This is a genomic window from Pseudokineococcus marinus (assembly GCF_013004605.1).
GTDB lineage: Bacteria > Actinomycetota > Actinomycetes > Actinomycetales > Quadrisphaeraceae > Pseudokineococcus > Pseudokineococcus marinus.
Map to the genome: position 1 here is coordinate 1 of NZ_JABEMA010000086.1, position 11,596 is coordinate 11,596.

At 77.4% G+C, this 11,596-nt stretch carries 13 protein-coding genes, 2 tRNA genes and 2 pseudogenes; 9 read left to right on the plus strand and 8 right to left on the minus strand.

Annotation, left to right across the window (positions count from 1 at the left end):
• The 7 genes and pseudogenes from HLB09_RS07645 to HLB09_RS07670 all read left to right on the plus strand — a co-directional run.
• Positions 1 to 133 (plus strand): annotated as a pseudogene (locus HLB09_RS07645) (AAA family ATPase); the annotation flags it as partial.
• A 125-nt stretch (positions 134 to 258) separates the two neighbouring features.
• Positions 259 to 330: transfer RNA gene (locus tag HLB09_RS07650), tRNA-Asn, on the plus strand.
• Positions 331 to 455: 125 nt separating this feature from the next.
• Positions 456 to 1,694: an acetyl-CoA C-acetyltransferase gene (locus tag HLB09_RS07655; RefSeq protein ID WP_171202803.1), complete on the plus strand. Its 1,239-nt coding sequence runs from the start codon at positions 456 to 458 to the stop codon at positions 1,692 to 1,694.
• Between the two features lie 14 nt (positions 1,695 to 1,708).
• A tRNA-Ile gene (locus tag HLB09_RS07660) sits at positions 1,709 to 1,782 on the plus strand.
• A gap of 131 nt (positions 1,783 to 1,913) precedes the next feature.
• Positions 1,914 to 2,042, plus strand: coding sequence for a hypothetical protein (locus HLB09_RS19285; RefSeq protein ID WP_281359297.1), 129 nt, complete (start codon positions 1,914 to 1,916; stop codon positions 2,040 to 2,042).
• Positions 2,043 to 2,084: 42 nt separating this feature from the next.
• Positions 2,085 to 2,309: pseudogene (locus HLB09_RS07665) on the plus strand (DUF1345 domain-containing protein); the annotation flags it as partial.
• Positions 2,310 to 2,414: 105 nt separating this feature from the next.
• Positions 2,415 to 2,849, plus strand: coding sequence for a hypothetical protein (locus tag HLB09_RS07670; protein ID WP_212770723.1), 435 nt, complete (start codon positions 2,415 to 2,417; stop codon positions 2,847 to 2,849).
• A 57-nt stretch (positions 2,850 to 2,906) separates the two neighbouring features.
• On the opposite strand, the gene HLB09_RS07675 is transcribed toward HLB09_RS07670, so the two are convergent.
• Complete coding sequence (locus HLB09_RS07675; RefSeq protein ID WP_171202805.1) at positions 2,907 to 3,131, minus strand: hypothetical protein; 225 nt, start codon at positions 3,129 to 3,131, stop codon at positions 2,907 to 2,909.
• A 65-nt stretch (positions 3,132 to 3,196) separates the two neighbouring features.
• Between HLB09_RS07675 and HLB09_RS07680 the strand changes: the two genes are divergently transcribed.
• Positions 3,197 to 3,697, plus strand: a complete 501-nt coding sequence (locus HLB09_RS07680; protein ID WP_212770724.1) for a hypothetical protein — start codon at positions 3,197 to 3,199, stop codon at positions 3,695 to 3,697.
• 229 nt (positions 3,698 to 3,926) lie between these two features.
• Here HLB09_RS07680 and HLB09_RS07685 read toward each other — a convergent pair whose 3' ends face one another.
• A complete protein-coding gene (locus tag HLB09_RS07685; RefSeq protein ID WP_212770725.1) occupies positions 3,927 to 4,559 on the minus strand; it encodes a hypothetical protein in 633 nt (210 codons plus the stop codon).
• Positions 4,560 to 4,762: 203 nt separating this feature from the next.
• Here HLB09_RS07685 and HLB09_RS07690 point away from each other — a divergent pair, with 203 nt between their 5' ends.
• Complete coding sequence (locus HLB09_RS07690) at positions 4,763 to 5,266, plus strand: DUF3145 domain-containing protein (protein WP_171202806.1); 504 nt, start codon at positions 4,763 to 4,765, stop codon at positions 5,264 to 5,266.
• A gap of 200 nt (positions 5,267 to 5,466) precedes the next feature.
• Here the strand turns inward: HLB09_RS07690 and HLB09_RS07695 are convergent, their stop codons facing one another.
• From HLB09_RS07695 to HLB09_RS07720, 6 genes are all read right to left on the minus strand, one after another.
• Complete coding sequence (locus HLB09_RS07695) at positions 5,467 to 6,906, minus strand: carboxyl transferase domain-containing protein (protein WP_322790068.1); 1,440 nt, start codon at positions 6,904 to 6,906, stop codon at positions 5,467 to 5,469.
• Positions 6,903 to 8,195 (minus strand): beta-ketoacyl-[acyl-carrier-protein] synthase family protein, encoded by a 1,293-nt coding sequence (locus tag HLB09_RS07700; protein ID WP_171202807.1) that lies wholly within the window; start codon positions 8,193 to 8,195, stop codon positions 6,903 to 6,905. The genes HLB09_RS07695 and HLB09_RS07700 overlap by 4 nt, the downstream gene beginning before the upstream one ends.
• 160 nt (positions 8,196 to 8,355) lie before the next feature.
• Entirely contained in the window at positions 8,356 to 8,604 is a 249-nt protein-coding gene (locus HLB09_RS07705; protein WP_123378484.1) for an acyl carrier protein, read from the minus strand.
• Between the two features lie 124 nt (positions 8,605 to 8,728).
• Positions 8,729 to 9,691: a beta-ketoacyl-ACP synthase III gene (locus tag HLB09_RS07710; protein ID WP_171202813.1), complete on the minus strand. Its 963-nt coding sequence runs from the start codon at positions 9,689 to 9,691 to the stop codon at positions 8,729 to 8,731.
• 59 nt (positions 9,692 to 9,750) lie between these two features.
• Positions 9,751 to 10,938, minus strand: coding sequence for an acyltransferase domain-containing protein (locus tag HLB09_RS07715; protein ID WP_171202808.1), 1,188 nt, complete (start codon positions 10,936 to 10,938; stop codon positions 9,751 to 9,753).
• Positions 10,939 to 11,150: 212 nt separating this feature from the next.
• The coding region (locus tag HLB09_RS07720) for a PucR family transcriptional regulator (protein WP_171202809.1) at positions 11,151 to 11,596 on the minus strand (446 nt) is incomplete at its 5' end.

Genomic DNA, 11,596 nt, shown 5'->3' on the forward strand with positions numbered 1-11,596 from the left:
GGGCAGCCGCTACCGCGGTGACTTCGAGGAGCGCCTCAAGAAGGTGCTCAAGGAGATCCGCACCCGCGGCGACATCGTCCTGTTCATCGACGAGATCCACACCCTCGTCGGGGCTGGCGCGGCCGAGAGCGCCTGACGACGGCGTCCCTCCCGGCGTCCGCGGCGACGACGAGCGGGGCCGGGCGGGGCGTCGGCGTGAGCGCCCGGCTCGTCCTGCTAATCTCGTCGCGCTCGGTCGCCGATGGTGGTCGTGCACGGTCCCGCGTAGCTCAACGGCAGAGCATTCGACTGTTAATCGAACGGTTGCTGGTTCGAATCCAGCCGCGGGAGCCTCGCGGTCGGCCCTCCGCAGCGTCGCGGGCGGGCGCCGTCCAGGACGCACGGGAGCTCAGTCCTCATGATCTCGGTCCTTCGCCGTCCCGACCTCGCCGCCACCCCGTCGTGAGCGCCCCCTCGTGAGCGCTCCTGGGCGCGTCTCCGTGGTGGTCGCCGGCGCCCGGACCCCGATGGGTCGCCTCCAGGGCGCGCTGTCCTCGCTGCGCGCCGTCGACCTCGGCGCCGTCGCGATCCGCGCGGCCCTCGAGCGGGCCGGGGTCGCGGCGGGCGAGGTCGACCAGGTGCTCATGGGCCAGGTCCTGCAGGCCGGCCAGGGGCAGAACCCGGCGCGGCAGGCGGCTGCGGCCGCGGGCGTGCCGATGTCCGTGCCGGCGCTCACGGTCAACGCCGTCTGCCTGTCGGGCCTGCGCGCCGTCGCCCTGGCCGACCAGCTCGTCCGGGCGGGGGAGGCGGACGTCGTCGTCGCCGGGGGCATGGAGTCGATGAGCGGCGCGCCGCACCTGCTCCCCGGCGCGCGCGGCGGCTACCGCTTCGGCGACGCCGTCCTGCAGGACGCGACGTCGCACGACGGCCTCTGGGACGCCTTCACCGACGTCTCGATGGGCGCCCTCACCGAGGTGGAGGAGGCGGCTCGCGCGGCGGACGCCTCCGTCACTGCTCTGGGCGCCTCGACGCGCGAGGAGCAGGACGCCCTCGCCGTCCGCAGCCACCGCCTCGCCGCGGCCGCGACGGCCGACGGCCGCGCCGCCGAGGAGATCACCCCGGTCCTCGTGCCCCGGCGCCGCGGCGAGCCGGTCGAGGTGGTGGTCGACGAGGGCGTGCGGCCGGGCACGACGCCGGAGGCCCTCGCGGCGCTGCCGCCGGCCTTCCGGCCCGACGGCACCATCACCGCCGGGTCGGCGTCGCCGGTGTCCGACGGCGCGGCCGCGCTCGTCGTCATGCGTCGCGAGCGCGCGGAGGCCGCCGGGCTGCCCTGGCTGGCCGAGGTCGGCGCCCACGGTCTCGTGGCCGGGCCCGACTCGACGCTGCAGAGCCAGCCCGCGCGGGCGGTCGAGCGCGCCTGCGCTCGAGCCGGCCTGACGCCGCGCGACCTCGACGTCCTCGAGGTCAACGAGGCCTTCGCCGCCGTCGTGCTCGCCTCCGTGCGCGAGCTCGGCGTCGACCTCGACCGGGTCAACCCCCGCGGCGGGGCCATCGCCCTGGGGCACCCGATCGGCGCCTCGGGCGCCCGCCTGGCCCTGACCCTCGCGCTCGACCTGCGGGCGCGGGGCGGCGGGACGGGCGTCGCCGCCCTGTGCGGCGGGGGAGGGCAGGGCGAGGCGCTGCTGCTGCACGCCCCGGTCGGAGGCGCTCGCTAGGCTGCCGCCCGCCAGGGGCAGTAGCTCAGCCGGTCAGAGCAGCGGACTCATAATCCGCCGGTCGTGGGTTCGAGCCCCACCTGCCCTACAGGACGTCGCCCCGGCTCGCCCGGCCGGCTCCGGGCGCACGCCCCGCGCCCCCGGACCGCTCCCGCCGGAGCGAGCGCGTCCGGGTCCCTCGTCGGTGCCATCGCCCGCAGCCGGGTCACCGACGCGGTCGTGCTCACCGCCTCGGTGGGCAGCCTCGTGGCCGTCGTGGAGGCCCTCGTGCGCTCCGGCCAGGACGCGGTCGGCGTCGTCGCGGTCATCACTGCGTCCTGGTGGTGGTCCTGCCCTGGGCGCTGGTGAACACCGTCTTCGCCCTGAAGTACGCCCGCCCACTACCAGGACGGGGACGACGACGTCGACTTCGGCGACCGCTCCACACCGGCGTGCAGCGACTTCGCCCACCTCGCCTTCACCGTCGGGATGGCCTTCTCGGTCGCGGACACCGAGCTCACCGGGCAGTCGATCCGCGGGACGGGGCTCGGGCACGCCCTGCTGGCCTACCTGTTCGGCACCGTCGTCATCGCGGTCGCCGTCAGCCTCGTGACCGACCTGGGCCAGTCCTCCTGAGGCAGCAGGTGGTCGTGGCGGGAAGTCGCCCCCGTGCAGCCCGCCGCCCCTCCCCGCCGCGCGTCGGCGTCCGACGGCGGCCGTGCGACGAGGACGATGGGGCCGGTGGCGCGACTGCAGACCGACGACCTCGGGTGCTGGGTCTTCAAGACCAGCGCGCCGCCGCGCGCCCTCGCCCCGTCCTGGCGCCCGGGGGAGTCCCTGGTGCTGCGGCGCTGCGTGCGCCCCTCCTACCGCCTCGGGCTGATGGCGCCCGGCCAGCGGTGCCTGCTGTGGCTCAGCGGCCGGGTGGACCCGGGAGTGCACGCCGTCGGCGTCCTGGTGGCGGGACCGGACGCGGAGCCCGCCGTCGAGGTCGAGCTCGTCCTCCTGCGGCTCCCGCTCGCCCGCCCCTCGCTCGCGGCCGCGAGCGAGCTCTCCCGCGCCGAGGTGCTGCGCGCCCCGTTCGGGAGCAACCCCTCCTACCTCACGCCCGCTCAGCTGGCGGCCGTCGGACGGCGGCTCGACGCCGGGACGCGGCGCGCCGCCGGCTGGGGCTGACCGGCCCGGGGGCGAGGCGGAGGGCTGCGGCCCGGCGGCGGCGTCCGCCCGAAGCGGTCACGCGCTGGAGGACGGGCCCGGCGGGAGGTCCTCCCGGTCGTTGTCGTAGTCGGCGCTGTCGTGCTGCGCTGTCGAGTCGCTGCTCGACTCGCTCGGGTCGGGGTCCTGCTCCGCGGCGTTGACCGAGATCGTCGGGATGGCGGGCCCGCGCGACCGGGTGCCGGCGTCCTGCGGGCGGCCGTCGTCCGCGGTGGTCGGCTGGTCGTCGGCGTCGTCGTGCATGCCGCCCAGCATGGGTGCCGAGGCCGCCGGCGGCGAGGCGTGGGGTCCGGCGGCGGGGCCGACCGGTGCGCGCGCCCGAGCACCCCCGCCCCGCGTGGGGCATCCTCGGGCTGGTGGGGGAGGAGCCGGTCGCCGCCGTCGCCCTCGTCGACGTCGTGCTCGTCGTCGACGCGGCCAACGTCGTGGGGTCCCGTCCCGACGGGTGGTGGCGCGACCGCGCCGGTGCCGCCCGGCGTCTCCTGGCCCAGCTCGCGCTGGTCCCCGGTCGTGCGGTGGCGGGCGCCGACGGCGCCCCGGTCCGGGTGCTGGCCGTCGCCGCGGTCCTCGAGGGCGCCGCGCGCGCAGCCGGCGTGCACCCGACCGCGCCGGGCGTGGAGGTGCTGCTCGCCGAGGGCAGCGGCGACGACGCCGTGGTGGAGCTGGCGGGGCACCTGGGCCGCGACCTGGGGGCGGGGACGGAGGTGGTCGTCGTGACCGCCGACCGCGGGCTGCGCGCCCGGCTGCCCGGCCGCTGCTGGGGGCCGGGATGGCTGCTGGCGCTGCCGGACGCGCCGCCGGCCCGATGACCCGCCGCCTCGGCGGCGAGGTGAGGACCGGGGGCGTGCGGGGGGAAGAGGTGCGCCGGGCCGGGAGCGCCTCTCGGCGCGTGGCCGCTCGAAGCGGCTTCATGTGGAGCCCGGGGCTACCGCGGCCCGGCGCGCGACCACTGTAACCACGGGCGGCCGTCCACGTCGCGCCGGCGGAGGCGAGCCGGGGGCGTCGCCCGGGCGGCCGGCCGCGGCACCGGGCGCCCGCTCAGAGCAGGGACCCGGACCTCCAACGACCGGCGCAGGCCTCGAGGTGCTCCGCGGTGCGCACGAGGCGCCCGGCGGACGTCGTCAGAGGGTCCTCCACGTCGGCGGCCGGCCACGGCTCCTCGTCGGCGAGGTCGGCGCGCCCCACGGCGACGACCCGGGCGAAGGCCGCGGCGCGCTCGAGCGTGACGGCGAAGTCGCCCGTCGCCACCCCGGCCAGGACGGCGTCCACCTGCTGACGGACCTCGTCAGGGCCCGGCGGGTCGGCGACGCCGGCGACGGCCTCGAGGACGGGCGCCCGCCGCCGTCCCTCGTCGAACTGCCGCGACGCCTCCGACGGAGCCCCGTGCACCCACTGCCGCAGCACGTACAGGCGCCACAGCGCGCCGGGGAGGGACTCGGGCGCGGCGTCCGCCCACAGCTGCGCGAGCAGCTCGAGGCCGTGCTCGTCCGCCAGGCCGACGAGGCGCGCGGCGACCTCGGCGTCGCCGGAGCTCTGCGCGCCCTCGACGAGCAGCCGAGCCGTGGCGTGCGCGGCCGCCTCCCGCCCGGCCGCGTCACCGGGCGCCTGCAGGCTGTCCATCGCCCGCGGCCCGAGGAAGGTCGGGCGGCGCGGCTGCTCGCGGGGGCTCACGCGCCCATCGTGCGCTCGTCAGCCGCCGGCTCGCCCGTCCGGGGCGCCGGTGCGGTGGACCTGCTGGCGGCGCGGGCGACGGTCTGGCAGCATGCGCGCGACGGCGCTGCGCCGTCACGGCACGTGCACGTGAGCCACCTGGCCGGTCGGTCGAGGACGTTGGGGAAGACGCACCTCGCTCCACCGACACAGGAGGGTCTGACATGCCCGGAGCACTGACGCGCGGAGTCCTCTTCGTGCACTCCTCGCCCCGCGCGCTGCTGCCCCACGTCGAGTGGGCGGCGAGCGGGGTCCTCGGCGTGTCCGCGACCCTGGACTGGATCGAGCAGCCGGTCGCACCCGGCGCCTACCGCACCGAGCTGTCGTGGCAGGCCGAGCAGGGCACGGGCGCCCGCCTGGCGTCCGCGCTGCGCGGCTGGGCGCACCTGCGCTACGAGGTCACCGAGGAGCCGAGCCCCGGCGTCGACGGCGGCCGGTGGAGCCACACGCCCGAGCTGGGCATCTTCCACGCCGTCACCGACGTCCACGGCAACGTCCTCGTGCCCGAGGACCGCGTCCGCGCGGCCCTCGAGGCGGCCGTCGACTCCGCCGCCGACGTGCGCGCCGAGCTCGACCTGGCCCTCGGGACGGCGTGGGACGACGAGCTCGAGCCCTTCCGCTACGCCGGCGACGGCGCGCCCGTCCGCTGGCTGCACCGCGTCGGCTGACCCGGCGGCGGTCGACGCCGCAGGCGGGGGAGGGCGACGGCGTCGCGTCCTCCCCGGCTCGTCCCCGGCGGAAGAAGGCGGCGAAGTCCCGCCCCGGGCGCCTCGTCGGCGGACGAAGGCTGTGAAGTCCGGGCAGGAGCACGTCCACGGCACGACGAAGGGGCGCCCCCTCGGGGGTGCCCCTCCGTCGTGCAGCCGCGTCAGAGCGGGATGTTGCCGTGCCGCCCGCGCCGCTGCGGCGCGGCGGCGATGGCACCCGCGAGGGCCGTGCGGGTCGCCACCGGCTCGACGACCTCGTCGACGACGCCGATCTCCACCGCGCGCGCGAGCCCGCCCGAGAGCTGCTCGTGCTCGGCGGCCAGCTCGGCCTCCACCTCCGCCTTCGCGTCGGCGGGCACCTCGGCGAGCCGGCGGCGGTGCAGGATCCGCACGGCGGCGACGGCGCCCATGACGGCGACCTCCGACGTCGGCCACGCGAAGACCCGCGTCGCGCCGAGCGACTTGGAGTTCATGGCGATGTAGGCCCCGCCGTAGGTCTTGCGCGTCACGAGGGTCACGCGCGGCACGACGGACTCGGCGAAGGCGTGCAGCAGCTTGGCGCCGCGGCGCACGACGCCGTCCCACTCCTGGCCGACGCCGGGCAGGTACCCCGGCACGTCGACGACGACGACGAGGGGCACGCCGAGCGAGTCGCACAGCCGCACGAAGCGCGCCGCCTTCTCCGCCGAGGAGGAGTCGAGGCAGCCGCCGAGGCGCAGCGGGTTGTTGGCGACGACGCCGACCGTCCGCCCGCCCATGCGTCCCAGCGTCGTCACGACGTTGGGCGCCCAGCGCGGGTGCAGCTCGAGCGAGCCGTCGTCCTCGCCGTGCCCCGCGGGGGAGTCGAGGAGGTCGTCGACGAGCGGGTGGACGTCGTAGGCGCGCCTGACGTTGTCCGGCAGGTGCGCCGACAGGTCGCGCTCGACGACGGAGGCGACGTCCATCGCCCCCTGGGCGCCGAGCAGGTGCACCAGCTTGCGCGCCTGCGCGTAGGCGCCGTGCTGGGACTCCGCGACGACGTGCACGACGCCCGAGCGGCGACCGTGGGGCTCCGGCCCGCCCAGGCGGGCGGCGTCGACGTCTTCGCCGGTGACGGAGCGCACGACGTCGGGGCCCGTGACGAAGACGCGGCCCTCGGGCGCCAGCACGACGACGTCGGTGAGCGCGGGGCCGTAGGCGGCGCCGCCGGCGGCCGGGCCCACGACGACGGAGACCTGCGGCACGACGCCGGAGGCGCGGGTCATGACGGCGAAGACGGCGCCGAAGGCGTCGAGCGACACGACGCCCTCCCGCAGCCGCGCGCCGCCGGAGTGCCAGACGCCGACGACCGGCACGCCGTCGGCCAGCGCCCGCTCGTAGGCGGTGAGGATGACGCGGCTGCCGGCGGAGCCCATGGCCCCGCCCTGCACCCGGGCGTCGCAGGCGAAGGCGACGGCGGGGGCGCCGTCGACCGTGCCCGTGGCGGCGAGCATGCCCGAGTCGTCGGCGGGGGTGATGGCCTCGGCGCTGCCCTCGTCGAAGAGGAGCCGCAGCCGGTGCAGCGGGTCCTTGGGGTCGACCTCGGCGGCGGCCGCCGCCTCGGGCGCCGCGACGGCGCTCACGCCGCACCGCCGCGGGGGCCGGTGATCGCGAGGGCGGCGTTGTGGCCTCCGAAGCCGAAGGCGTTGTTGAGCGCGACGACGTCGGGGCCGCTCGGGATCTTCCGCGGCTCGTCGAGGACGACGTCGAGGTCGATCTGCGGGTCGAGCTCGGTGACGTTGATCGTCGGCGGGGCGAGGCCGTCCTCGAGCGCCTTGAGGCAGAAGATCGCCTCGAGGGACCCGGCGCCGCCGAGGAGGTGGCCGGTCATCGACTTCGTGGCCGACACCGCCACGCCGTCGGTGGCGCCGCCGAGGGCGGCGCGCAGGGCGACGGCCTCGGCGACGTCGCCGACCGGGGTCGACGTCGCGTGCGCGTTGACGTGGACGACGTCGCTCGGCTGCGCGCCGGCCTGCTGGAGGGCGAGGCGCATGGCGCGCGTGGCGCCGAGGCCCTCCGGGTCCGGGGCGGCGATGTGGTGGGCGTCGGAGGTGATGCCGGCGCCGGCGACGGTGCCGAGCACGCGGGCGCCGCGGGCGGCCGCGTGCGCCTCGGACTCGAGGACGACGACTCCGGCGCCCTCCGCGAGCACGAAGCCGTCGCGCGTGACGTCGTAGGGGCGGGAGGCGGTCTCGGGCGTGTCGTTGCGCAGGGAGAGCGCGTGCATGGACGCGAAGGCGGCGATGGGCAGCGCGAGGATCGCGGCCTCGGTGCCGCCCGCGATGACGACGTCGGCGCGACCCGTGCGGATCATCTCGGCGGCGTAGGCGATGGCCTCCGCGCCGGAGGCGCAGGCCGAGGCGGGGCTGTGGGCGCCCGCCTGCGCGCCGAACTCGATGGCGAGGGCGCCGGCGGCGCCGTTGGGCATGAGCATCGGCACGGTGAGGGGCAGCACGCGCCGGGGGCCGCGCTCGCGGAGGACGTCGTAGGCGCCGATGAGCGTGGTCACGCCGCCGATGCCGGTGGCGACGACCACGCCGAGGCGCTCGCCCTCCACCTCGGGGGCGCCCGCCTGCGCCCAGGCCTCGCGGCCGGCGATGAGGGCGTACTGCGCCGAGGGGTCGAGGCGCTTGGACTCGTGCCGCGGGAGGACGTCGGTCGCCGGGACGGCCAGCGTGCCGCCGAAGGTCACCGGCAGGCCGAGCTCCTCGACGAAGGGCATGGTCAGCGGTCGGGCGCCGGAGCGGCCGGCGAGGGCCGCCTCCCAGGTGCTCGGCACGTCACCGCCGAGCGGGGTGGTGGCGCCCATCCCCGTCACGACGACGGCGCCGCTCGTGCCCGCGGCTGCGCTGCGGGGCGTCTGCTCGGACATGGGACGTCCTCCTGGTCCGGTGACCCGGGTCGTGGGTGGGGAGGTGCGGGGGGCGAGCGGGCCGGGCGGCGGTGCGCCGGTGCGCTCGGGGCGCGGGGTGGCGCCGGTGCTCACCGCACCGCCCCGGGCGGTGCCGGGGCGGTGCGGCGCGGAGGGCGTCTCAGCCCTGGGCCTGCTGGATGTAGGCGACGACGTCGCGCACCGTGCGCAGGTTCTTGCTGTCCTCGTCGGGGATCGTCACGCCGAACTTCTCCTCGGCGTGCACGACGATCGAGGTCATCGACAGCGAGTCGATGTCGAGGTCGTCCGTGAAGGACTTGTCCATCTCGACCGACTCCTTGGGCAGGCCGGTCTCCTCGTTCACGAGCTCGGCGATGCCGTCGAGGATCTCGTTCTCGCTCTGGGCCATGGGTGCGTGCTCCTCGTCTCTGGCGCGCCGGGTGCGCGCCGTCGGGGTCGTGCTGGTCGGCAGGTGGTGCTGGTCTGCGTGGTGCGGTGGTGCGACCCGCCGGGGCGGGGGGACGGGGTGGCCGCTAGGGCAGGACGACGACCTGGGCGGCGTAGGACAGCCCGGCGCCGAAGCCGATGAGCAGCGCGAGGCCGCCGGAGGGCGCCTGGCCCTCGGCGAGCATCCGGTGCATGGCGAGGGGCACCGAGGCCGCCGAGGTGTTGCCGGTCGTGCGGATGTCACGGGCGATCGCCACGTGCTCCGGCAGCCCGACCTGGCTGGCCAGCTTGTCGATGATCCGCATGTTGGCCTGGTGCGGGATGAAGGCGGCGAGGTCGCCGGCCGTGATCCCGGCCGCGTCGATGGCCTGCTGCGCCAGGGGCGCCATGGCGAAGACCGCCCAGCGGAAGACCTTCTGGCCCTCCTGCTGCAGCGCCGGCCACGCCACGGCCTCCGCGACGGCGTCGCGGTGCTCGAGCCACGAGGTGCGGTTGCGGATGACGTCCCACTGCGAGCCGTCGGAGCCCCACACCGTCGGGCCGATGCCGGGCGTGTCCGACGGGCCGACGACGACGGCGCCCGCGCCGTCGGCGAAGAGGAACGCCGTCGAGCGGTCGCTGAGGTCGGTGAAGTCGGACAGCTTGTCGACGCCGACGACGAGCACGTGCTCCGACGTCCCCCCGCGCACGAGGTCGGCGGCCTGCGCGACGGCGTGGCAGAAGGCGGCGCACCCGGCCGAGACGTCCCACGCCGCAGCGGGTGTCGCGCCGAGCCGGTCCGCGACCTGGGTGGCGGCGGCGGGGGTCTGGTACGGGTGCGACACCGTGGCGACGATGACGGCGCCGACCCGCGAGGGCTCGACGCCGGCCGCGGCCAGCGCCTCGGCGCCGGCGTGCACGGCCATGTCGACGACGGAGGTGCCCGCGTCGGCCCAGCCGCGCGCCTCGATGCCGGTGCGCTGGCGGATCCACTCGTCGGTCGAGTCGATGTGCTGGCACACCTCCTCGTTGGTGACGACGCGCTCGGGCCGCCAGGCGCCGACGCCCATGATCCGGGCGTGCTCGGGCCCGCGGCGCGTGCGCAGCACGGGCGCCGTCGTCGGGGCGCTCACGCGGCGCCGCCGGCGGGGTGCAGGCGCACGAGCGGCTGGCCGGGGGAGACCGGGTCGCCGTCCTCGACGAGCCACTCGACGACGCTGCCGCCGTGCGGGGCGCTGGCGTCGACGCCGTCGCGCAGGCCCTCCACGCGGGCGACGACGGCGCCGGCCTCGACGCGGGCGCCCTCCTCGCGAGGCCCCTGCACCCGGACGACGCCCTTGGCCGGGGCGACGACGAGCCGCCACGTGGGCGTCGTCGTCACGGTGCTGCGCTCGCCGTGGCGGGCGACGAACTCGCGCGCGGCGTCGAGCTGGTCGGGCGTCTTCAGCGCGAAGGTCTCGACGCCGGGCAGCGCGCGCTTGGCGAGGTTCGCCAGCGTGCCCGCGGGCGGGACCTCGAGGACGCCGGTGACGCCGAGGTCGGCGAAGGTCTCCATGCACCGGTCCCAGCGCACGGGCCGCGCGACCTGCGCGACGAGGCGGGAGAGCACCTCGCGCCCGTCGTGGACCACGGTGCCGTCGGCGTTGGAGGCCAGGAGCACGCGCGGGTCGTGCGTGGTGATCGCGCGGGCGAGGCGCTCGAGCACCGGCACGGCGGGCGCCATGTGCTCGGTGTGGAAGGCGCCGGCGACCTGCAGGGGGATGACGCGGGCCCGGGCCGGCGCGTCCCCGCGCAGGGCCTCGAGCTGGTCGCGCGTGCCGGCGGCCACGACCTGGCCGGCGCCGTTGGCGTTGGCGGCGACGAGCCCGTGGCGCTCGAGCACCGCGGCGACCTCCTCGGGGTCGCCGCCGACGACCGCGCTCATGCCCGTGGGCGCCTGCGCGCTGGCGTCGGCCATGGCCCGGCCGCGCTCGCGCACGAGCACCATGGCCTGCTCGGCCGACAGGACGCCGGACGCGGCGGCCGCGGTGATCTCCCCGACGCTGTGGCCGGCCCCGGCGCCGACGACGGTGAAGGCGTCGGCGGGCTGCGGGAAGAGGGCCAGCAGCGAGACGAGACCGCTGGCGACGATGAGGGGCTGGGCGACGGCCGTGTCGCGGATGGTCTCCGCGTCGGAGGTGGTGCCGTGGGCCTCGAGGTCCAGGCCGGCGACGACGGAGAGCCAGTGCAGCCGGTCGGCGAAGCCGGGGACCTCCAGCCACGGGGTGAGGAAGCCGGGCGTCTGGGACCCCTGGCCGGGGCACGCGATGACGAGCACGGCTCGACTCTGGTGCGCGCGCGGGCGACCGGGCGGTGCGGACGCCGACAGCACCCGGGCGGCGACTTTGGAGCATTCCTACAACGGGCGGTGGCCGGCGGGTGGACGGGGCGTGACGGTGCGTCGACGGGCGGCTCCAAGCCGTGACGACCTGGGGCTGTGGTGGCGCGTGGGGCGCCGGTGACGTCGTCGTCCGCCGTCGACGTCCGGGATCAGCTCGCGGCGTCGCTCGGCGGCGCGGGGCCCCCGGCGGCCTCGACACCGGCCCCGGTCGGCCGGGGGGCCGCCGGGCCGTCGGCGAGGGCGCCGACGACGAGCGCCACCTGCAGCACGAGCGCGTCGCGCGGGGAGGTGGCGTCCCACCCCGTCGCGTCCGCGGCCTTGCGCAGCCGGTACCGGACGGTGTTCGGGTGGACGAAGAGCAGCCGGGCCGTGGCCTCGAGGGAGCGGCCCTGCTCGAGGTAGGTCGTGACGGTCTGCGCCAGGGCGCCGCCGGCGGCCACGAGGGGCCGGTACACGACGTCGAGGAGCGCGCGCCGGGCGCGCACGTCGCCGGAGAGCACGCGCTCGGGCCACAGCTCGTCGGCGAGCACGGGGCGGGGCGCCGAGGGCCAGGCGCGCGCCGAGGCCAGGCCCGACAGGGCGGCGCGGGTCGAGG